Here is a 21185-nt window from a genome sequence, read left to right as displayed (position 1 = left end):
TCAGACCAGTGCGTCCAAGGCGGCCGTCCGCCGCGCCCAGCGTTCGGCGTCGGCCGCGCGGATGTCCACGGCCACCGACGCCATCACGCGCCCGGGCCGCTCCAGGTCGGTCTTGCTCGCCTCGGCGACATCCGCCGCCCAGTCCGCCGGCACACCGGCCAGGCCACTGAGCGCGCCCGTGATCGCACCGGCCATCGAGGCGATCGAGTCCGCGTCCCGGCCGTAGTTGGTGCCGCCGAGGACCGCACGCCGTACGTCGCCCTCCGACACGAGCACGAAACCGAGCGCCACCGGGAGTTCCTCGATCGCCTTGGTCCGGCTCGGCCGCCGGGCATCAAGCGGCTGGTCCCGGTAGTCGGGCCCGACCGTGTCGTAGGGCTCGATCGCCTTGCGCAGCACGGGAATCGCCTGCTCCCAGTCCGTCACCCCGTGCGCTGCCTCGGCCACCGTCTCGACGGCCCTCCGCGTGCCGTCCTTGGCCAGCGCCAGGGCCGCCTCGACGGCTGACGCGGCCGTTGCCCCCGGCGTCATCGCGGCGGCGACGGCGGCCGCGAACACGCCGGCCGCCTCCCGCCCGTAGCTCGACTGATGCGCCCCGGCGAGGTCGATCGCCTCGGCGTACGCACCCTCCGGGTCGCCGGCATTGGCGATCCCGACCGGCGCCACGTACATCGCCGCACCGCAGTTGACGATGTTGCCGACGCCGGCCTCGCGCGGATCGACGTGCCCGTAGTGCAACCGGGTGACCAGCCACTTCTCGGCCAGGAAAACCCGGTGCAGCAGCAGCGCCTCGGTCTCCAGTTCGGGCACCCAGCGGGGCCCGTTCAGCATCTTCGGCACCAGCGCGTCCGCGATCGCGTACGCGTCCAGGTGGGTCCGGCGCTCGTCGTACACCTCGACCAGGGCGTGGGTCATCAAGGTGTCGTCGGTGATGTGCCCGTCGCCCTTGTGATACGGCGCGATCGGCCGGGCCGTGCGCCAGTCGTCGTACCAGGGGCCGACGATGCCGGTGACCCAGCCGCCGTGGCGCTCCCGGATCGCCTCCGGGGTCCAGCCCTCGACGGCGCCTCCGATCGCGTCACCGACCGCGGAACCGACGAGGGCACCTGTCGCCTTCTCCTCCAGCAGGGACATCAGCTGTTGACCTGGCCCCATCCGTCACTCAGCTTCTTGCCCAGCGTGGCCAGATCGGTCTTGTTCGCCAGGAACTCCTGCAGCGCCGGTGTCGCGATCTGGTCCTTCCACTTCGGGTAGTTCTCCACGCTCTGGAACGGCGCCTTGGTCAGCTCAACCGCGCCGGCCAGGGTCTGCTCCCAGCCGTTCTTGCCGCCGGTCGCCTTCAGGATCGCGTCCCGGGCCGCCTGCGTGGTCGGGATCAGCCAGTCGCCCTGACCGACCGCGGCCAGGTTCTCGGCCTTCATGAAGTAGTCGATGAACTGCGCGGCCTCCTTGATGTGCTTGCCTTCGGCCGGCACGGACAGGGTCTGCGGGTTCGCCGCCTGCTTGGTGCTGGTGCCCTTCAGCGGCGGCAGCACCTCCCACTGGAAGCCCTTCGGCGCCTGCTCGACCATCTGCTGCGCGGCGTAGTTGCCGCCGACAACCATGGCGTACTTGCCGGCGAAGAAGCCGGGGAGCACGTCGGAACCGCTCTGGGTCAGCGAGGTCGGGTCGATCGACTTGTCCGTGTAGGCCATCGCGTGGATCCGCTTCGGCACCTCGAGCTCGGCGTCGCCGATCTTCGCCTTGGCGTCCCGGCCGGAGCCCTCGAAGAACTGTGCGTCGAAGTTCATGCCCAGGTTCAGCACGGTCGCGGTCGGGCTCTTCAGCCCCCAGCCGAGGCCGTACTTGCCGGCGGCGGTCAGCTTCTTGGCGTTCGCGGCCAGGTCGTCCCAGCTGAGCGAGTCACCGGTCGTGGTGATCCCGGCCTGCTTGAGCAGCGCCGAGTTGCCGAAGACGACGTACGACTGCAGCAGGGTCGGCGCGGCGTACACCTTGCCGTCCTTGGAGACGGTGTCCCAGACACCCTGCGGTACGGCGTCCTTCGTCTGCTGGCTCAGGTACGGCGACAGGTCGGCGAGGTAACCCTGGTTGATGAACCCGCTCAGGTCGGCGGACTCGTCGTGGATGATGTCCGGCGCCGTACCACCCTGGAACTGGGTGACCAGCTGGTCGTGCACCGAGTCCCAGCTGCCCTGGACGTACTCGACCTGGATGTTCGGGTTGGCCGCGTTCCAGTCCGCCACGATCTTCTTGGTCGCGGCGACGGTGGTCTTCTGGAAGGCGAGGCTCTGGAACTTCAGCGTCACCTTCTCGGTGGACGAGCCCGAGTCGCCGGAGCCCTCGTCACTGTTGCCACCGCAGGCGGCGAGCGTCACCAGGGCGCCGGCCGCCAGCAGTGCGGTCACTACTTTCTTCATGGTTTCTCCTCATTGCCCACTACAACGTTTTTTGTTTGTTCTTTCAGCCTTTGACGGCGCCGCTCAGCAGGCCGGATGTAAGCCTTCGTTGCAGGAAGGCGAAGAAGACAAGACTCGGCACCGTGGCCAGGACGGACGCAGCCGCGAGCGGACCGAACTGGACCTGGCCCTCGGCGCCGACGAAGCGGGCCAGGACCAGCGGCAGCGTCTTGAGCTCGGGGTCCTGCAACAGGACCAGAGCGAAGAAGAACTCGTTCCACGCCGAGATGAAGGTAAACATCGCGGTCGCGATCAGCCCCGGCCGCAGCAGCGGCATCACGATCGACACGATCGTGCGCAGCCGCCCGGCCCCGTCCACCGACGCGGCCTCCTCCAGCTCCCGCGGTACGGCGGCGACGTACCCCTGGAGCATCCACAACGCGAACGGCATCGACCAGACCATGTAGACGATCACCACACCGGGGATCGTGTTGGTCAGGTGCAACGGCCGCAGGATCATGAACAGCGGGATCACGATCAGGATCACCGGGAACACCTGGCTGACCAGGATCCAGCCGTTGGTGACCGGCCGCAGCCGGCTGCGGAACCGGGCCAGCGCGTACGCGACCGGCAGCGAGACGATGAGCACCAGGATCGTGCTCGCGACCGAGATCTGCAGGCTGTTGCCCATCGACCTGACCAGGCCCTGCTCCTCCAGCGCGGCGGTGTAGTTGGAGAAGTCGAGGTCCTTCGGGAACAGCGTCGGCGTGACACTGGCGAACTCCCGCGGCGACTTCAGCGAACTGGAGATCAGCCAGAGCAGCGGGAAGCCGAGGAAGATCAGGTAGCAGACGACGGCGGCGTACTGCAGGACGCGGGCGAGCGGACGGGTTCTCATGCCTGGCTCCTGAGCCGGTTGCGCAGGTAGAAGCCGAGGAACACGATGATGATCACGACCATCACGTCACCCATCGCGGCGGCCATGCCGAAGTTCCCGTACCGGAACGCCTCGTTGTACGCGAACAGCATCGGCAGCATCGTCTTGCCGCCCGGACCGCCGGCGGTCAGCACGTAGACCAGGCCGAACGAGTTGAAGTTCCAGATCATGTCCAGGCTGGTGATCGCGACGATCACGGTCTTGAGCTGCGGCAGCGTGATGTTCCAGAACTGGCTCCACGCGCCGGCGCCGTCGACCGCGGCCGCCTCGTACAGCGACCGGTCGATGCTCTGCATCCCGGCCAGCAGCGTCACCGTGGTCATCGGCATGCCGACCCAGATGCCGACCACGATCACGGCCGGCAGCGCGGTACCGAAGTCGCCCAGGAAGTTGATCGGCTGGTCGGTCAGCCGCAGCGTCTGCAGCACCTCGTTGACCGGGCCGTTGGTCGGGTGCAGCAGCAGCCGCCACATGATCGCGACGACCACCGGCGGCATCGCCCACGGGATCAGCGCCAGCGTCCGTGCCACGCCGCGGAACCTGATGTTCGTGTTCAGCAGCAGGGCCAGGCCGAGCGCGGCGACGAACTGCAGGATCGTCACCGACAGGGTCCAGACCACGCCGATCCGGAACGACGACCAGAACAGGTCGTTCTGCAACAGCTTCTCGAAGTTGCCGAAGCCGATGAAGTTCGTGTCGACGTTCAGGCCGGCGCGGGCGTCGGTGAAGCCGAGCGCGATCCCGCGGACCAGCGGGTAGACACTGAGCAGGAGCACCGGCAGCAGCGCCGGCAGAAACAGAAAGATCGCCTCCCGATTCTGCTTCGGCCTGCCGGTGTTCTTTGCCGGGGTCTGCGGGGGCGCCGTCAAGGTCGCGCTCATGGTGTGGATCTCCGGATGCTGAGGGACGGCTGGACGACAATGCGCCGGGGTGTCCGGGTGCTGTCCTCGATCCTTGCCAGCAGCAACTCCGCGGCCCGCCGCCCCCGCTCGGCCGAACCCAGATTCACACTCGTCAACGGCGGAAAACTCTGCTCGGCCAGCTCGCTGTCGTCCATCCCGACCACAGCCACGTCCCGAGGCACCTCGAGCCCCACCGCCGCCAACTCATGCATCAGCCCCACCGCCAACAAATCATTCGCACAAATCACCGCATCAAACCCACCGCCCTCCGGGCCGGAACCGGTGGAAGCCGACCCAGCACCGCCCCCTGGGCGGGAACTGGCGGAAGCCCGCGCCTCAGCACCGCCCTCCGGGCGGGAACCGGTGGAAGCTGGCGCCACAGCACCGCCCTCCGGGCGGGAACTGGCCGGTTCGGTAGCGCCGGGTCGCCGGGGGGACTGGCTGGAGGCCAGGCCGCTGGCGGCCAACAGGGCCGGGGCGGCGGCGCGGCCTGCGGGGAAGGTGAAGTCTGTTGCTTCGGCGAGCGCGGCCGGGTGCAAGTTGTGGGCACGTAGGGCGTCGGCGAAGCCTTTGGCTCGGGCGGTGCCGGGGACGGTGTCGGCGGGGCCGTTGAGGAAGGCGATCCGGCGGCGGCCGCGGGCGACCAAGTGGTCGACGGCGAGCATGATGCCTTTCGGGGAGTTCGCCCGGACCGTGTCGACACCCGCCCTGGCCGGGACGTTACCGGCGACGACCACCGGCACCTCGCACTCACGGATCGACTTGATCAGGTCGTCGTCGACCCGCAGCGGGCTGATCACCAGACCGTCGGCGTACCCTCGCGCCATCCCCCGAACCAGCGCGACCTCGTCCACCACGTCCGGCCCGGTCGTCGTCACCACCAGGCGGTAACCGGCCGCCGAGACCACTTCCTCGACCGCCCGCATCATCGTCACGTACACCGGGTTGCCGACATCGGCGACCGCCAGCGTCAGCTGGAACGTCCGCCCGACCTTGAGCGACCGGGCCCGCGCGTCCGGCACGTACCCGAGCTCCTCGACCGCCCGCTGCACCCGCTCGACCATCTCGTCCGTGGCCGGCAACCCGTTCAGCACGCGCGACACCGACGCCACCGAGACCCCGGCTGCCCGGGCCACTCCGGCGATCGTCGGACGGCTCACGCCCGCCTCCTGTAATCGTTCTTGTAATCGTTTACAGATCAGACACTAAAGTCGCCCTCCCGTAGCCGTCAACACCGCGCGGGCGCCGACCACACCCCGAAACCGGACCGTGACCACTCGTCCCGGGCAGCCGTGACACCAAACGGGACCTCGGACATCTGACCAGATGTCCGAGGTCCCGGGATGGTGTCCGAGGTTGCTACCGGCTAGCCGGCTCGGTAATGCAGCCAGGCGTCGGCCATCCGCTGGGACTGGCCGGGAGTGAACTCGGTGTAGCAGGAGTCGTACGAGTAATCCATGTAGTTGTGGATCGGGTCCAGTCCAGGTGCCTTGCAGGTGTCCTTGCCCTCGGGGCAGCCGTTGGTCGGGGTCTTCTGCGCCGGGGTGTCGTCGACGTAGTCGCCGTGCGCACTGCATCCGCCGTAGAAGGTGTGCTCGAGGTTCAGCCAGTGGCCGACCTCGTGCGTCCCCGTCTCGCCCTGGTCGTAGCGGCCCTCGTACGTCGTCGACGTACCCGGCATGGACTCCCAGTCGACCACCACACCGTCGAGATAGGCCTGCCCGGGCTTGGTGACGATGTCAGGCAGGTAGGCCCAGCCGAGGTAGGCACCCGCGGTCGTGGAGTAGTAGTTCAGCGCTCCCGGTCCCCCGGTGTGCAGCGCCCGCTTCATGCTGTGCTCGTTCGTGCCGCCCGGGTTCGCGTAGAACCAGGCGGCGTTGTCGGTTCGCGTCACGCCGGCCAACCGGAAGCTGAAGCCGCTCTGGTCGCCGCCTTCACCACCCGCGAAGGTGTTGTTCAGTACGGCGATCTGCGCGTTGATCTGGGCGGTCGTGACCGCGCCGATCGATCCGTCGGTGACCACGTGGAAGTACACCGGCACGGTCACCTTGAACCCGGGCCCTGCCTTCCCCTTCGCCGAGGCCGGCAGATCCTCGTGCACCTGTCCGAGGTCCGGCTCCCGCTCCGGTCCGCCGCGCGCGTGCGCGCCGGCGTCATGGGGAGTGCACGGACCGACCCACTCGTTACCCGGCGAGATCGCCTGACTCTGCGCCGCGGTCGTTCCCGAACACAGCAACAGTACGACGGCAGCCACACCGACAGTCTTCTTCCACCGCATCATGCCTCACCCCTCGGGCGGGTTCCGTCCCCGCCTCATCCGAGGGAAGCACTCACACGCGTCCAGCGGAAGAGCTCACTCGTCGTCTTCGTCGGCGCCCGGACGCTCGGCCCACGGGGTTTCCTTGGCCGGGCGGACGACGATGAGTTTGTCGCCGGCGGCAAGAACCGAGACGCTGGAGTCGTAGTACCGGTGCACCCTGCCGTCGCGGACCACCGACACCACCCGGTCCGGCACGGCCGACGGGGGCTTGCCGACCTCGCGGCCGAGCACGGGCCGTTCGGCCACCTCGAGGCCCTCGCCGTACGTCAGCAGGTCCTCCATCACCTCACCGAGGTTCGGGCTGACCGCCGACAGGCCGAGCAGCCGGCCGACCGCCTCGGACGACGTGACGACCGCATCCGCGCCGCTCTGCCGCAGCAGCGGGACGTTGTCCTCCTCGCGGACCGCGACCACGATGTGCGCGTCCGGGTTCAGCTGCCGGACCGCCAGCGTGACCAGGACCGCCGCGTCGTCGCGGTCCGTTGTGACGATCACCTCGCGTGCCGTCATCACCTCGGCGCGGCGCAGCACGGTCCGGTTCGTCGCGTCGCCGTGGAACGCGGCCATCTGGTCGTTGCCCGCGTCACCGATCGCCTGCGCGCGCGGGTCGATCACGACGATGTTCTCGCGCTTCACCCCGTTGCTGATCAGCGTCTGGACGGCGGACCGGCCCTTGGTGCCGTAGCCGACAACGACAGTGTGGTCCTTCATGCGCTTCCTCCATCGCGTGTCGCGCATGATGCGACGACCTTCGGTTGCCAGGACTTCCAGTGTCGTGCCGACCAGGACCACCAGGAAGGAGATCCGCAACGGCGTCACCACGAACGCGTTCACCAGCCGGGCCGTCGGCGTCACCGGAGTGATGTCGCCGTACCCGGTGGTGGTCAGGGTGACGGTCGCGTAGTAGATCGCGTCGATCAGGCCGACAGTGCCGTCGTAGCTGTCCTTGTAGCCGTCACGGTCGACCACCACGATCAGCACCATCAGGGTCAGCAGCCCCAGGGCGACCAGGAACCGCAGGAACAGCTGAAAGAGCGGCGAGCGAGTGCTCGCGGGCAGGTTGACCAGCAGCCCGTGCGGGTTGCGACCGATGGGAAGGGGTGGCACGAGTCCGACGATATTGCACCGGTGGTCGATCCACGGAATGCGACAGGCTCTGGTCGGAGAGCGCGACGGTGACCATCAGGTTGTCGCCGTCCTGGTCGACCCGGGAACGCATCCGCAACCGCTCGAGGGTGCGCAGCATCGCCTGGTTCTCCGGCTGGACAACGCAGACCACCCGGTCGGCTCCCAGCGCCCGGGCTTCGATCACCACCCGGCGGAGCAGTTGCAGGCCCAGGCCCTGTCCCTGCCATCCGTCCTCGACGAGTACGGCGACCTCCATCGTCGTACTGCCCAGCTCCTCCCAGGGCGCGGCCGTCGCCATCCCGATGACGGCGTCGTCGACGGCCGCCACGATCGAGATCCCGCCGGCCGGCGCGGCCAGGTGCCGGGCGGTCCGGGTCGTCAGCTTCGGCATCGGCACGTGGTAGCGCCGGGTGCGACTCTCGTACGAGCACCGTTCGTGCATGGCGACGACCGCCTCGGCGTCCTCGACCGTTGCCTTCCGCAGGTCCGGGAGGCCGCTGCCGGGACGCGGACCGTCCATCACGGCCCCCTCGTACCGCTCGGCCAGCCGGCCGGCGATCTCCACGAGGGCGTCGGCTCGGGCCCACTCGGCCGGCGTGTACTCCTCGAACCCCTGCAGGTTGCCGAGTTCCTCGTCGACGGACACCGGGTCGTCGATCAGCCGCAGTACTGCGCGCAGGTAGCGCGTCGGGCCGTCACTCAGGACGTCGGCCTGGCACGGGCGGACCGTCGTCCGCACACAGCCCGCCTCGGCGACCAGTGCGGTCAGGTCGGCCGCGGTCCAGCCGACGCCGGTGGACACCACCAGTTCGTCGACGGCGCCGGTCTCGGTGGTGAACACCTCCAGGCTCAGAATGTTGATGTCGTCCGCACCACAGCGTGCAGCGAGTTCGGCCAGCGCACCGGGCCGATCGGCGAGTTCGGTCCTGATCTTCCAGAGCATGCGGACGCCCTCCCTCGTTGGAACGTCCTTCCACTCTGCGGTGGAGGTGTTGCCCAACCGGGTCCGGAATGTTACGCCCGCGTCAACCTTCCGTGCCGCCGGTGATCGGGCTACCGGCGGCGCATCTTGGGCAGGCGGGGACCGATCTTCGGCCGCCGGGCGGCCAGCGCCACGGCCGGCTCGCGTTTGTCGAGGTCGGCGTGGCGGAGCAGTTCCGGGTAGGTGTTCGGCGGGACCGGCGGGTAGGTGGTGACGATCGCGTCGCCGGAGAAGACGAAGAAGATCGCCTGACCGTCTTTGATCACCTTGAGCAAGGAGCCGTCGCGGACGGTCAGCGCATGCTCGATCGCCTTCTTCCGGGCCGAGCGCTTCGCCATCGCCGCCTGGACGGCCTGCTGGGCCGGTTCGCGGCCGTGCTTGACCGCCTCGACCGCGAGCGGGCCGTAGCGCACGCCGTACTTGATCAGGTTCTTGGCCAGCCTGCCCCGTCCGCCACCTGCCGTTGCCATACAGCCGAGCGTACTGACTGTGCCGGGTCGGCATGCGAAGGTTCGCCGTGTCAGGCACCATGGAGCGCGTGACCACGCCCAACCCGCGCCGTCCGATCATGCCCGGCAACAAGCTGTTCGAGTCGCTCCCCGGGGCCGTCGACCCGGCGGTCGCCACCGAGGTCGCGCACCGGACCGCCGAGTTGCTGGTGCGCGGCGCCCGCGACTCCGAGGATGCCGAGGTGCACGCGCGGGTGGTCAAGCTGGCCGACGACTACGGCCTCGACGAACTCGCGGAGCTCTGGTCCGACGCGCCGTCCGACTCGCTGCCCGGTTCACTCTGGCGGTTGTACCTGCTGCGGTCGTGGGTGCACACGAACGCCGAGCAGGTGTCCCGTGAGTTCGCGACAGGGCGCAAGTACGCCGAGGTGCACGCGGTGGTCGCGGGTGTCGCCGAGCCGCCCGGCCCGACCGAGGTGCGGGACATGGTCGACGCCGTACTGCGCGGTGTCGCGACCGGGGATTTCGCCACCACCCTGGACCGGGCGGCTGCGTTCGCGCGGATCGTCGCGACCGGCCGGGTGCACCTCGCGGACGACGGCCACGACCAGGTGCTGGCGGCGTCGAAACTGGTCGAGATGGCAGATCAGTTGCAGACCGCGGCACGCACGGAACGCGCCGGGCAACTCTGGTAGTTGCGGACTCCGGCAGCGGATGCTATGACGTCTTGCGGTCCGAGATCCCCACAGGACAAGGGGTTTCGCCACCCGCTACACTGTTCGAGGTGTCGGGCCGGCGTAAGCCCCGGGTCCCAAAAATAGCCGCTACGAGCGGCCACGCGCCGTGAGGCGCTTCCCGGTCCGACGCCACAGCCTTCACACCGGTCCTCGTGGCCTGTGACTGTGTGAAACGCCCCGGCCGGTCGGCCGGGGCGTTTCCGGTTTCTAGCGGATTCCGTAGAAACGGGTCAGGGTCTGCGTGACGGGGCTGGATCTGACCCTCCCGAGGCGTGCGACACGCGGCAGTCACCGGGCGGCCGTTTCTGGGTTACCTTCTCGAAGGCAGAGGTATCCCTGAGGCCGACAGCCTCGGGGTCATCCGCCCACACCCTCCGGAAGGACACCCTCATGCGCCGCCTTACCCGCGCGCTGCTTCCGCTCGCCATGATCTCCGGGATGGTCTCCGGGCTGCTGCCGGCCACACCGGCCGCGGCCTCCCGCGGGGACTTCGACATCCAGGCCCACCGCGGCGGCCTCGGACTCACGGTGGAAAGCACGATCGCGTCGTTCTCCCGCGGCCTCGAACTCGGCGTCAGCACGCTCGAGCTCGACGTCCAGATCACCCAGGACGGTCACGTGGTCGTCACCCACGACCGCCGGATCTCCGGCAGCAAGTGCAAGGACACCGCGCCGTACACGCCGGGCGATCCCGAATACCCGTACGTCGGCAAGTACATCAACACGCTGTCGCTGAAGCAGGTCAAGCAGCTCGACTGCGGTTCGCAGACGCTGCCGAACTACCCCGGCCAGCAGCCCGACCCGGGCGCCCAGATGCCGGAACTGCGCGACGTCTTCGCGCTCGTGCACCGGTTCCACGCGTACGGCGTGAAGCTCAACATCGAGACCAAGGTCGAAGCCGGCGCGCCGTCCGAGACCGCGCCGCGCGAGCAGTTCGTCCAGGTCGTCGCCCAGGAGGTCCGCACGGCCCGGATCGCCCGGCAGGTGACGATCCAGAGCTTCGACTGGGGCGCGCTGATGCGGATGCGCCAGGTCGCGCCCGAGCTGCCGCTGGTCGCCCTGACCAACTACGACTTCCTGCAGGTCGGGCAGCCCGGCAAGTCGCCGTGGCTGGGCGGACTCGACATCGACGACTTCGGCGGCGACCTGGTGAAGGCGACGCAGTCGTTCGGCGCCTCCGCCATCTCGCCCGTGCACGGCTTCCCGCAGGGCGGCAAGATCACCGACCCGGACTACCGCCCGTACGTCACGGCGGACATGGTCGAGTCCGCGCACCAGGCCGGCATGAAGGTGGTGCCGTGGACCGTCAACGACCCGGCGACGATGGAGTCGCTGATCGACAAGGGTGTCGACGGGATCATCACCGACTACCCCGACCGGCTGCGTGACGTCGTACGCTCCGAAGGCTTCAAGCTGCCGCGGTCGTACGACGCTCCCGCCGTACGGGCGCTGCCGGCGGCGCACGCGCACAACGACTACGAGCACCGGCGGCCGCTGCAGGACGCACTCGACCGCGGGTTCAACAGCGTCGAGGCGGACGTCTGGCTGGTCGACGGCGAGCTGCGGGTCGCGCACGACCTGGAGGACACCGTGCCCGGCCGCACCCTGGAGAGCCTGTACCTGAAGCCGCTGGCCGACCGGGTACGGGAGAACCACGGGCGGGTGTACAAGCACGGACGCGACTTCCAGTTGCTCATCGACATCAAGAGCGACGGCCCGACGACGTACGCCGCGATCGACAAGGTGCTGACGAAGTACCGCGGGATCAGCACGATCTTCATCAATGGCCGGGTGCTGAAGGGCGCGGTGACGTCGGTGATCAGCGGGAACCGGCCGCTCGAGGTCCTGAAGGCGCAGAAGGTCAGGTACGCCGGCTACGACGGGCGGCTCGCCGACCTGCACTCCGGGATGCCCGCGTCACTCATGCCATTGGTGAGCGACAACTGGACGAAGCACTTCACCTGGACCGGTGTCGGCCCGATGCCGGCCGCCGAACGGACGAAGCTGCGCGACATCGTGGAGACGGCTCACGACGCCGGTTACCGGGTGCGCTTCTGGGCGACGCCGGACGTGCGCGGAGCGGCACGTGAGGCGCTATGGAGCGAGCTGGAGGCTGCGGAGGTCGACCACATCAACACCGACGACCTGCACGGCCTGGAGGCGTTCCTGCGCAGCTGAGGCTCAGGGTTTGACTTCCGTGAGGGCGATGAGGTTGGCGCCCTCACGGAAGGCCTTGCGCTGGCGGACGGCTCCATTGCCGTCAGCCATTACCCGTTGCAGCCCCTCTTCAACCGAGTCCGCGGCGCCGAGTTCCTGCAGCGCCGGTTCGACGTGTCGGCGCAGCGCCTGCAGGATCTGTGGCATCGGCTGCCGCTCACCGGTCCGGACTCCCAACCCGTCGGCTGTGATCCCGTCTCGTGCCGCCAGCCAGTACGCGGCTTTCAGAATCTCGGGCTCCAAGGTCGGGCCCTTTGTGCCGTCCTGCAGCGCCGTCATCACCAGAGCGCGGACGAGCGTCGCCATCAGCACCGTCTCGTCCACAGTGAGCGGGACGTCACTGACCCGAACCTCCACCGTCGGCAGATGTGACGACGGCCGGACGTCCCAATAGACCATCTGCTCGTCCATCAGAGTGCCTGCCGCCAGATGCATCGCCACCAGCGCGTCATAGTGCTCGGCGGACTCCAGGTAGGGCGGCGGGCCGGAAGACGGCCACCGCGTCCACATCAGCCATCGCCAGCTGGCGAACCCGGTGTCTTCGCCCAGATAGATCGGTGAATTGGCCGTCAGGGCCAGAAGAGCGGGCAGCCACGGCCGTAGATGGTTGCTGACCCGCGTCGCCGTCTCCTTGTCGGGGACGTCGACATGCACGTGGCATCCACACACCGCCTGCTCACGCGCCAACTGGCCGTACCGTGCAGCCATCTCCTGGTAGCGCTGCTTCCTGGTGATGGACTGAATCGCCTTGCCGTACGGAGGTACTGCGACAGCGAGTAATCGGCCGCCCTCCTCCTCGGCGGCGGCAGCGAGCTTGCGGCGCATCTCGGTCAGGTGACCGTGCAGTTCCGTGGCGGTCCGACAGACGGGGCTGTTGATCTCGACCTGAGCCCTGGTCAGCTCCAGTGCCACGTCCAGGTCGTCCAGATCCTCGAGCACAGCCTTGCTGCGCGGCAGAGGATCGCCGGTGGCGGAAACGAGCAACAGCTCTTCTTCGACTCCGAAAGAGGGGTGCTTCACTCGTTCGCCGGTACCCGGTCGGCCGGTCGCGGAAACGAGGTCACTAGGCTCTGCGACGTGAGCCTTCCGACCGTCACCGCGACCCGCTACGTGCTGCCGTTGCGCGAGGGCGGCTCGCTCCCGGGAGTTGTTGAGGGCAACGATCTGGGCACGTACGTGCTCAAGTTCCACGGCGCCGGCCAGGGACCGAAGGCGCTGGTCGCCGAGGTGATCGTCGGCGAACTGTTCCGCCGGCTCGGACTGCGCGTCCCCGAGCTGAAGCTGATGCTGCTCGACCCCGCGATCGGCAAGTCCGAGCCCGACTTCGAGATCCAGGAACTGCTGCTCCGCAGCGCCGGCCTGAACCTGGCCGTCGACTTCCTGCCCGGCGCCTTCGGGTACGACGGCTCGGCCGGCAACCCGGGCGACGAGGGCATGGCCCGGATCCTCTGGCTGGACGCGTACGTCGCCAACGTCGACCGGTCGTGGCGGAACACCAACATGCTGGTCTGGCACAAGAACCTCTGGCTGATCGACCACGGAGCCGCGTTGTACTTCCACCACTCCTGGATGTCCGCGGAGAAGTTCGCCGCGCTCCCGTACGACGCCTCCGACCACGTGTTCTCCGTCGCCGGACCCGACGTACCGGCTGTGGACGCTGACCTGGCGGCCGCGATCACGCCGTCACTGCTGCGGGAAGTCATCGGGCTGGTTCCCGACGAGTGGATCGAGGACGGGGATCGGGACCGCTACCTCGGTCATCTGGTCGCCCGGCTGGAGAACCGGACCGCCTGGCTGCCGGGAGGTGTGCGGTGACGGCGGAGCTTGTGCCGTTCGATTACGTGATCCTGCGGGCCGCGCCACGGATCCACCGTGGGGAGTTCGTCAACGTCGGCGCGGTCCTGTACTGCCGCGCGCTGGACTTCCTCGGCGCGGCCTGGGACGTCGAGCCGAGCAGGCTCAAGGCACTCGACCCCGCGGTCGACGTGGACGTGGTGTGCGCGTCGCTGGAGCACATCCGGGCCATCTGCGCGGGCGACCCGGACGGCGGCCCGGCCGCGGCGACCGGGATCGGCGAGCGCTTCCGGTGGCTGGCCGCGCCCCGCAGTACCGTCGTACACCCCGGTCCGATCCACAGCGGGCTCACCAACGACCCCGCCGCGGACCTGGACCGGCTGCTCGACGCCTTCGTGCGTTAGCTCTCCAGCGCTGTGGAGACCACTTCCCGGGCTTGGGCGAAAACCTGCTCGAGGTGCTCGGGACCCTTGAAGGACTCACCGTAGATCTTGTAGAGGTCCTCGGTCCCGGACGGGCGCGCCGCGAACCACGCCGACTCCGTGGTGACCTTCAGCCCGCCGATGGCGGCTCCGTTGCCCGGGGCACTCGTCAACCGGTCCACGATCGGCTCACCGGCCAGTTCGGTCGCCGTGACCGCGTCGGCGGACAGGGCCGACAGCTTGGCCTTCTGCTCGCGCGTGGCCGGTGCGTCCACCCGCGCGTACGTCGACGCACCGAAACGCTCGACCAGCTTGGCGTGAGCCTGTGAGGGCGTCTCACCGGTCACCGCGGTGATCTCACTGGCCAGCAACGCCAGCAGGATGCCGTCCTTGTCGGTGGTCCACACCGTCCCGTCGAAACGCAGGAAGCTCGCTCCGGCCGACTCCTCGCCGCCGAATCCGACCGACCCGTCGATCAGGCCCGGTACGAACCACTTGAAGCCGACCGGCACCTCCCACAGCCGCCGGCCCAGGTCCGCGACCACACGGTCGATCAGCGACGAGGACACCAGCGTCTTCCCGACCGCGACGTCCGGACCCCATTGCCGGTTGGTGAACAGGTACGAGATGGCGACGGCGAGGTAGTGGTTCGGGTTCATCAGCCCGGCGTCCGGCGTGACGATGCCGTGCCGGTCCGCGTCCGCGTCGTTGCCAGTGGCCACGTCGTACCGGTCCCGCTGCGCGACCAGCGAGGCCATCGCGGACGGCGACGAGCAGTCCATCCGGATCTTGCCGTCGTGATCCAGCGTCATGAACGACCAGGCCGGGTCGACGGCCGGGTTGACCACGGTCAGGTCGAGGCGGTGCCGCTCGGCGATCGCAGCCCAGTAGTCGACGCTGGCCCCACCGAGCGGGTCCGCGCCGATCTTCACCCCGGCCGAGCGGATCGCGTCCAGGTTCAGCACCGACGGCAGGTCGTCGACGTAGTGGCCGACGAAGTCGTACTCCCCCGCCTGCGACCGGGCCCGCTCGAACGGCTTCCGCCGTACCTCACGGTTGCCGCCCGCGATCAACTCGTTGGCCCGCGCCGCGATCCAGCCGGTGGCGTCCGAGTCGGCCGGCCCGCCGTGCGGCGGGTTGTACTTGATGCCGCCGTCCCGCGGCGGGTTGTGCGACGGCGTGATGACGATGCCGTCCGCACCGGCCCCGGCACCGCGGTTGAGCCGCAGGATCGCGTGCGAGACGCCAGGGGTCGGCGTGAGCCGGTCGGCGCTGTCCACCAGCGTCTCGACGTCGTTGCCCGCGAGCACCTCGAGCACGGTCCGCCAGGCCGGCTCGGACAGGCCGTGGCTGTCCCGGCCGACCAGGAGCGGGCCGGACGTCCCCTCGCCGGCCCGGTACTCACAGATCGCCTGGGTGATGGCCAGGATGTGCGCCTCGTTGAAGGCGCCGTCCAGGCTCGATCCGCGGTGTCCCGACGTACCGAAGACGACCTTCTGAGCTGGGTTCTGCACGTCCGGGGTGATCTCGTCGTACGCCTTCAGCAGCGCGTCGACGTCGACGAGGTCCTCGGGCTGAGCGGGCTGACCTGCGCGTGGGTGCATGGGGACATGCAACAATCCCCGGCCCGAGATCACAACTCCGGGGGTGGTGCGGTCAGCTGGAGTACGGCGTCAGGAGCTGGTCGACCGGGGCGTAGTCGTCGGTCAGCACCGGCGCGTCGCCGACGAAATCGGCCAGTCGGCCCTGGATCTCCATGCCCGGCCCGAGGCGCGAGGCGATCGACCGTTCGTCGATCGGCCGGTCCGAGCCGACCAGGACGAAGTTACCGCCGGCCCGCCCCGCGAGCTCGTCGGCGCGGGCGATCACTGCGACGTGGGCGAACTCCGCCTGCAGCGTCCTGATCTCCGCCTTGGCGAAGGCCAGGTTGCCGAAGTCGATGACGTTGACCAGGTAGATGCCGTCCGGACGGAGTACCCGGCGGATGTCGGAGACCAGCTCACGCGTGGTCAGGTGCCACGGCACGGACACCCCGCTGAACGCGTCCATGACGATCAGGTCGTCGCTGTCGGTCGCCTCGTCCCGGATCCCGAGCCGGCCGTCGCGGACCGTGATGTCCAGCTCCGGACCGGTCCGTACGCCGAGCTCCGCCTTGTCGAGATCGACGACCGCGCCGTCGATCTCGTACACCTTGTTGTGGCTGCCCGGCCGGGTAGCCGTCAGGTAGCGCGGCATGGTCAGGCCGCCGCCACCGATGTGCAGCGCGTCGAGCCGCCGGCTGTCCGGCCAGGTGCCGTTGATCGCGGCGGCGAAGTTCTTGATGTAGTCGAACTCCAGGTACGTCGGGTCCTTGAGGTCGACGTACGAGTGCCGCAACTGGTCCAGGTACAACGTGCGCCCGCTCTCACGGTTGGGGTCGGCCACCACCCGTGCGCAGTGGTACGCCGTCTCCACCTCACACGGCCGGGGAGCGACCAGGGTCAAGGTCGCACCGATGAGTGCCAGGGCCACCGGCTTCACAGCCGATCGAGCACCACGCAGTACGACGGTCAGCGCGGCACCCGACACCACCAGCAGGCCGCCGAGGGTCAGCAGGATCGTGCTCACCGGGACCTTCGACACGAACACGAACCCGGTCAGCACGGTCCCAGCGATCCCACCGACCGTGGCGTACGCCGAGAGGCGGCCGACGACCGTACCGGTCTCCGCCAGCGTGGCCAGGCGCAGCTTCGTCACCATGGGTGTCACCGCCGCCAGCAGCGACGCCGGAGCGAACAGCGCCACCGCGAGGACCAGGAACACCAGATCGGTGCCGCCGCCACGCAGCGACTCACCGGTCCACCTCACGACCGGGAGGATCAGCATCACCAGTGCCCCGGCGATCAGCACCAGCGGGCCCAGCGTCTTGCGCGGTGGTACGGCGTCGGCGTACCGGCCGCCCAGCGCGGCACCGGTCGCGATCGCTGCCAGGGCGACACCGATGACCGCGGTGTTCGTCTCCAGCGTCAGGCCGATGTACGGCGCCACCAGCCGCAGCGAAACGAGTTCCAGCACCATCACGGCCGCCGAACTGCCGAACGCCAACCCGATGGCCAGCCGCGACCCCACATGCCCGTTGCTCACCGCGTCACCCTATCTGTCGGTCCAACCACCACTCGTTCGGTTGCACACGTCGGCGTACGAACTTGCGAGCGACCCTCGGCAGTCGACGTCGCCCCGCCAGACTGACGCGGTGACTTCCGAACACGACGAGCTGACGGTCGGCCAGGCGGCGGCGCTGGTCGGCCTCAGCCGACATCGACCTCCGGTATCAGGCTGATGGCTCTGCCAGCAGTCGACGGGCTTGGTCGAGCCAGGCCTGGCGTCGTTCGGGCGTGGAACCGCCCAAGGGGGTTGCGAGCAGTCGTTCGACGGTGGCGTCGCCGAGGTAGGTGCCGACGCAGCGTTCCCAGATCGCTGCGAGCGGGTCGCCGAAGACTTCGGCTTCGCGTTCCGGGGGCGTGTCGCCGGTGTTGAGCACCACCAGTCGGCGTAGCCGAAGCAGACACGTCGGTTCACCTTCGGCGGTGACCAGTTCGTAGGCAACTCCGGGCACGATGACGCGATCTATCCAGCCGGCCATGATCGCGGGCGGCTTGCCCCACCAGTTCGGATGGGCCACCACGAGCGTGTCGGCCGTGGCGAGCTCGTGACGGTACTGCGTGGTGAGTGGATCAGCGCCGACGCGGCCGTCTCGGCCAGGGCGTGCACGAAGCTGCGGGGCGGGGATGGGCGACGACGACCACGGAATGCCTCACCGAATTCACTCTACTGAAGCACCCGTACGGCGAGTTGCCGACGGTCACGCTCGCCAGGGCCGGCTGTGATGTCCCGACCGGGTTATGGGCGGGGTTCGTCCAGCTTGGCGATCAGCGTCTTGGGGGCGATCTGCCGGTACGCGCTCTCGACCAGATCCTCGAGGTGGTCCCAGTCCACGTCCTCCACGTCGAGGTAGACGCCGAGCCAGCCGCGATGACCGACGTACGGCGGCCTGAAGAAGTGCTCCGCGTCCTCCTCGACCAGCGATTCCTGGACGCCCGGCGGCGCGGCACACCAGAGCGCGACCCGGTCGTCGTGGTGCTGGTTCGCGAACATCACGAACACCTTCTTGTCCCGGACGAACCAGGTCGGCTCCCCGTGACTGAGCCGCTCGGTCGTCTCCGGCAGCGCCAGACAGATTTCGCGCAACCGCTCCAGCGCCTCCATATGTCCTCCTTCAGTGGCGCGGACCAGGGGTCACGACGCCGGCTTCGTAGGCGTAGACCACGGCCTGCGCGCGGTCCCGCAGATCCAGCTTGGTCAAGATGTTGCTCACGTGTGTCTTCACGGTCTGCTCGGCGAGCACGAGTCCGTCGGCAATCTGCCGGTTGGAGAGTCCGCGAGCGACCAGCCGCAGTACGTCGGTCTCCCGCGGCGTGAGGTGGACGGGAGTGATCGGCACCACGGGCTGCGCACGCGCGAAGTCCTCCACCAGCCGACGCGTCACCGACGGCGCCAGCAACGCGTCCCCAGCCGCCACGACCCGAACCGCGCTCGCCAACTCGTCCGGCGTCGAATGCTTCAGCAGAAACCCGCTCGCCCCCGCCCGCAGAGCGGCATACACATAGTCGTCCAGATCGAACGTCGTCAGCATCACGACCCGCGGCACCGCCGATGCCTCCCCGTCCGGCGGATCGGCGGCAAGGATGCGGCGGGTCGCGGCGAGCCCGTCCATCACCGGCATCCGCACGTCCATCAGGATCACGTCCGGACGCAACTCCGCCGCCAGCTCGACCGCCTCGGCGCCGTCCGCGGCCTGGCCGACGACCTCGATGTCAGCCTGCGCATCCAGCAACGCACCGAACCCGGCCCGGACCATCTCCTGGTCGTCAACCACCAACACCCTGATCACCACCCACCACCTCCTCCCCGACCGGAATCAAAGCCTCCACCAGATAACCCCCTCCTGGGGTCGCCCCCGCCCTCACCGTCCCATCCAGCAGGCCCACCCGCTCCCGCATCCCCACCAACCCATGCCCATCCCGGGCCACCTGCTCTGCCGCCCCGCCCTCACTTTCCCCACCAGCCGCCGCGGGCCCGTTCCACACCCTCAGCGTCAGCTCACCGCCGTCTCGCCGTACCGTCACCCGCACGACCGACCGCGGCGAATGCCGCACCGCATTGGTCAACGCCTCCTGCACCACCCGGTACGCCGCCAACTCCACCGCAGGATCCAGCCCACTCGGCACCCCGCCGTCCAGCCGCACATCCGCGCCGGCCTGCCTCGTCGTCTCGACAAGCTCCTCGATTTGTTCCAACCCTGGCTGCGGCCCAAGCTCACCCAGCGGCGGCTGCGTGGGGGACGGATCCCGCAGCAACCGCAACACCCGCCGCATCTCCGTCAACGACGCCCTCGCCGCATCGGCGATCTCCGCGAACTCTTCCCGTACGTCGTCCGGCAGCGAAGCCAAGCGATGCGGCGCACTGTCCGCGCGAACCACGACGACCGAGAGATGATGTGCGACGACATCATGGAGCTCCCGCGCGATCCGCGCCCGCTCCTCCAGCCGCGCCCGCGCAGCCCGCTCCTCTTTGCCGACGACCTCCTGCTCAGCCAACCTGCGACGCGTATCCGCCCGTGACCTCAGCAGATCCGCGACCACCACAGCGACGCCCGACAGCGCCGCCATGACGAGCAACCCACCCCAGTCACCCCGGTCAGGTGCCCAAGCGATCGCGGCAACTCCGAGCGCTTGTATGACAAGCCACCACGTCAGCAACTCACCCCGGCCCACCCCGCGCGCACCGGCGATCGCCACCACGAACGACGTACCGAAGGCCGCCGTCGTACCCCACGGCCAAGGCTCACTCGCTGACACCGGTACCGTCGTCGCAGCCGTGATCGCCGTGACAAGCACAGACACGAGCAGCGCCGCCCGAGGTCGGACCCATACCAGGGCCAGCCCTAGCCCTCGCGCCAGGCCGAGCCCGAGTACGGCGCCGAGCGGCGCGCGATAGTGCTGAGCCAGATCCAGCACCGTGAGGAACGCCAGGGCCGCGACTCCCAGGACGGCACCCGAGGCCCAACGCCCGCGCGGCCATCCATTGGCGATCACGTTCCGGACCCTAGTCCGCGAGCTGGTCACAGCTGCTGGATCCAGGACCACATCAGCACCAGCCCACCGCCGCACACGGTGATGGTTGCCGGAAGCACCCACGGCCCAGCCATCCCGTAGAGCCGCCGCACCAACGCCTCATGCAGCACCTGGATCCCCCGCAACCCGAACAGCAACCCCAGCACGATCGGCACCGAAACCGCCGCATGCACCGCCCAAGCCCCCGCCTTGGTAGGCCCACCCCACGTCCCCGCCCCGACCGGCCCATGCTCCACAACCCCGTACAGCGGCCCTCGCACCACCGCCATCACCAACAACCCCACCAAGAACCAACTCACCACCCCCAGCCCCGAACTGACCACCCCATGCCCAAACACCACCCCCGCCTCCCGCCCGACCTTCGCGCGCCGCGCCTTGGCGCGGTCCAGTCGTTGGGACCTCGCCAACACTTCCCACCGCGCCTCCGCCGTACGCTCCTGACCCGTCACCGCGTCGGCCATCGTCTGGGCGCCGAGCCATACGAGCCGTACGTCGTACCAGATCGACCGCAGCAGCCGGGCCGTCAACGTCCCGTATGCCGGTCCGCCCGCGCCGGTCCGGCGCAGCGTGCGAGTGTCCGCCATATCGTCTCCTCAGGTCTCATCGCCTGAGATCGAGGCTAGGAATCAGCGGTCCGCCGTACATCCGGCCACGGAGCCAAACCGCACCCCGTACCCCGGTAGGGGCAGCCTGTGACCCAGCTCACAGTGACCACCGTCCGTTTCACG

21 protein-coding genes are annotated in these 21185 nt (G+C 69.0%); 4 read left to right on the top strand and 17 right to left on the bottom strand.

The window, feature by feature from the left end:
• The 9 genes from ACYVOK_RS12190 to ACYVOK_RS12150 all read right to left on the bottom strand — a co-directional run bounded on the left by ACYVOK_RS12190 (position 1) and on the right by ACYVOK_RS12150 (position 9135).
• Positions 1-1134, bottom strand: a complete 1134-nt coding sequence (locus ACYVOK_RS12190) for an ADP-ribosylglycohydrolase family protein (protein WP_460662453.1) — start codon at positions 1132-1134, stop codon at positions 1-3.
• A complete protein-coding gene (locus ACYVOK_RS12185; protein ID WP_460662452.1) occupies positions 1134-2417 on the bottom strand; it encodes an ABC transporter substrate-binding protein in 1284 nt (427 codons plus the stop codon). The genes ACYVOK_RS12190 and ACYVOK_RS12185 overlap by 1 nt, the downstream gene beginning before the upstream one ends.
• Before the next feature lie 43 nt (positions 2418-2460).
• Positions 2461-3294, bottom strand: coding sequence for a carbohydrate ABC transporter permease (locus ACYVOK_RS12180; RefSeq protein WP_460662451.1), 834 nt, complete (start codon positions 3292-3294; stop codon positions 2461-2463).
• Positions 3291-4214, bottom strand: coding sequence for a carbohydrate ABC transporter permease (locus ACYVOK_RS12175; protein ID WP_460662450.1), 924 nt, complete (start codon positions 4212-4214; stop codon positions 3291-3293). Before ACYVOK_RS12175 ends, ACYVOK_RS12180 begins: the two co-directional genes overlap by 4 nt.
• The gene (locus ACYVOK_RS12170) at positions 4211-5395 is read right to left on the bottom strand and encodes a LacI family DNA-binding transcriptional regulator (protein WP_460662449.1); all 1185 of its coding nucleotides are present in this window, start codon (positions 5393-5395) and stop codon (positions 4211-4213) included. The genes ACYVOK_RS12175 and ACYVOK_RS12170 overlap by 4 nt, the downstream gene beginning before the upstream one ends.
• Positions 5396-5601: 206 nt before the next feature.
• Entirely contained in the window at positions 5602-6513 is a 912-nt protein-coding gene (locus ACYVOK_RS12165; RefSeq protein ID WP_460662448.1) for a zinc metalloprotease, read from the bottom strand.
• Positions 6514-6588: 75 nt separating this feature from the next.
• Complete coding sequence (locus ACYVOK_RS12160; protein ID WP_460662447.1) at positions 6589-7539, bottom strand: potassium channel family protein; 951 nt, start codon at positions 7537-7539, stop codon at positions 6589-6591.
• The gene (locus ACYVOK_RS12155) at positions 7511-8626 is read right to left on the bottom strand and encodes a GNAT family N-acetyltransferase (RefSeq protein ID WP_460662446.1); all 1116 of its coding nucleotides are present in this window, start codon (positions 8624-8626) and stop codon (positions 7511-7513) included. Before ACYVOK_RS12155 ends, ACYVOK_RS12160 begins: the two co-directional genes overlap by 29 nt.
• Before the next feature lie 110 nt (positions 8627-8736).
• A complete protein-coding gene (locus ACYVOK_RS12150; RefSeq protein WP_460662445.1) occupies positions 8737-9135 on the bottom strand; it encodes a hypothetical protein in 399 nt (132 codons plus the stop codon).
• 68 nt (positions 9136-9203) lie between these two features.
• On the opposite strand from ACYVOK_RS12150, the gene ACYVOK_RS12145 reads away from it, so the two are divergent.
• Together ACYVOK_RS12145 and ACYVOK_RS12140 are read left to right on the top strand one after the other, a co-directional pair.
• Positions 9204-9809 (top strand): hypothetical protein, encoded by a 606-nt coding sequence (locus tag ACYVOK_RS12145; RefSeq protein ID WP_460662444.1) that lies wholly within the window; start codon positions 9204-9206, stop codon positions 9807-9809.
• A 432-nt stretch (positions 9810-10241) separates the two neighbouring features.
• Positions 10242-12029, top strand: coding sequence for a glycerophosphodiester phosphodiesterase family protein (locus tag ACYVOK_RS12140; protein ID WP_460662443.1), 1788 nt, complete (start codon positions 10242-10244; stop codon positions 12027-12029).
• Between the two features lie 3 nt (positions 12030-12032).
• Here the strand turns inward: ACYVOK_RS12140 and ACYVOK_RS12135 are convergent, their stop codons facing one another.
• Positions 12033-13088, bottom strand: coding sequence for a carboxylate-amine ligase (locus tag ACYVOK_RS12135; protein ID WP_460662442.1), 1056 nt, complete (start codon positions 13086-13088; stop codon positions 12033-12035).
• 57 nt (positions 13089-13145) lie between these two features.
• Between ACYVOK_RS12135 and ACYVOK_RS12130 the strand changes: the two genes are divergently transcribed.
• Positions 13146-13883, top strand: a complete 738-nt coding sequence (locus tag ACYVOK_RS12130) for a HipA family kinase (protein WP_460662441.1) — start codon at positions 13146-13148, stop codon at positions 13881-13883.
• A complete protein-coding gene (locus ACYVOK_RS12125) occupies positions 13880-14266 on the top strand; it encodes a DUF3037 domain-containing protein (RefSeq protein ID WP_460662440.1) in 387 nt (128 codons plus the stop codon). Before ACYVOK_RS12130 ends, ACYVOK_RS12125 begins: the two co-directional genes overlap by 4 nt.
• On the opposite strand, the gene pgm is transcribed toward ACYVOK_RS12125, so the two are convergent.
• The 7 genes from pgm to ACYVOK_RS12090 form a co-directional block, all read right to left on the bottom strand.
• Positions 14263-15888 carry a phosphoglucomutase (alpha-D-glucose-1,6-bisphosphate-dependent) gene (pgm, locus tag ACYVOK_RS12120; protein ID WP_460662439.1) on the bottom strand — a complete coding sequence of 542 codons (1626 nt, stop codon included), beginning with the start codon at positions 15886-15888 and terminating at the stop codon, positions 14263-14265. The two genes, ACYVOK_RS12125 and pgm, sit on opposite strands and share 4 nt — an antisense overlap.
• Before the next feature lie 52 nt (positions 15889-15940).
• A complete protein-coding gene (locus ACYVOK_RS12115; protein ID WP_460662438.1) occupies positions 15941-17407 on the bottom strand; it encodes a fused MFS/spermidine synthase in 1467 nt (488 codons plus the stop codon).
• Positions 17408-17594: 187 nt separating this feature from the next.
• Positions 17595-18053: an NAD(P)H-dependent oxidoreductase gene (locus tag ACYVOK_RS12110; protein ID WP_460663066.1), complete on the bottom strand. Its 459-nt coding sequence runs from the start codon at positions 18051-18053 to the stop codon at positions 17595-17597.
• Positions 18054-18163: 110 nt separating this feature from the next.
• Positions 18164-18529, bottom strand: coding sequence for an MmcQ/YjbR family DNA-binding protein (locus ACYVOK_RS12105; RefSeq protein ID WP_460662437.1), 366 nt, complete (start codon positions 18527-18529; stop codon positions 18164-18166).
• A 10-nt stretch (positions 18530-18539) separates the two neighbouring features.
• On the bottom strand, positions 18540-19217 hold the full coding sequence (locus ACYVOK_RS12100; protein ID WP_460662436.1) for a response regulator: 678 nt from the start codon (positions 19215-19217) through the stop codon (positions 18540-18542).
• Complete coding sequence (locus ACYVOK_RS12095) at positions 19192-20418, bottom strand: sensor histidine kinase (RefSeq protein WP_460662435.1); 1227 nt, start codon at positions 20416-20418, stop codon at positions 19192-19194. Before ACYVOK_RS12095 ends, ACYVOK_RS12100 begins: the two co-directional genes overlap by 26 nt.
• Positions 20419-20444: 26 nt before the next feature.
• Complete coding sequence (locus ACYVOK_RS12090) at positions 20445-21041, bottom strand: hypothetical protein (protein ID WP_460662434.1); 597 nt, start codon at positions 21039-21041, stop codon at positions 20445-20447.
• Positions 21042-21185: the final 144 nt, after the last annotated feature.

The organism is Kribbella swartbergensis (assembly GCF_054784135.1).
Note: the sequence above shows the minus strand (reverse complement) of the source record. Positions and strands in the feature narration are given on the sequence as shown.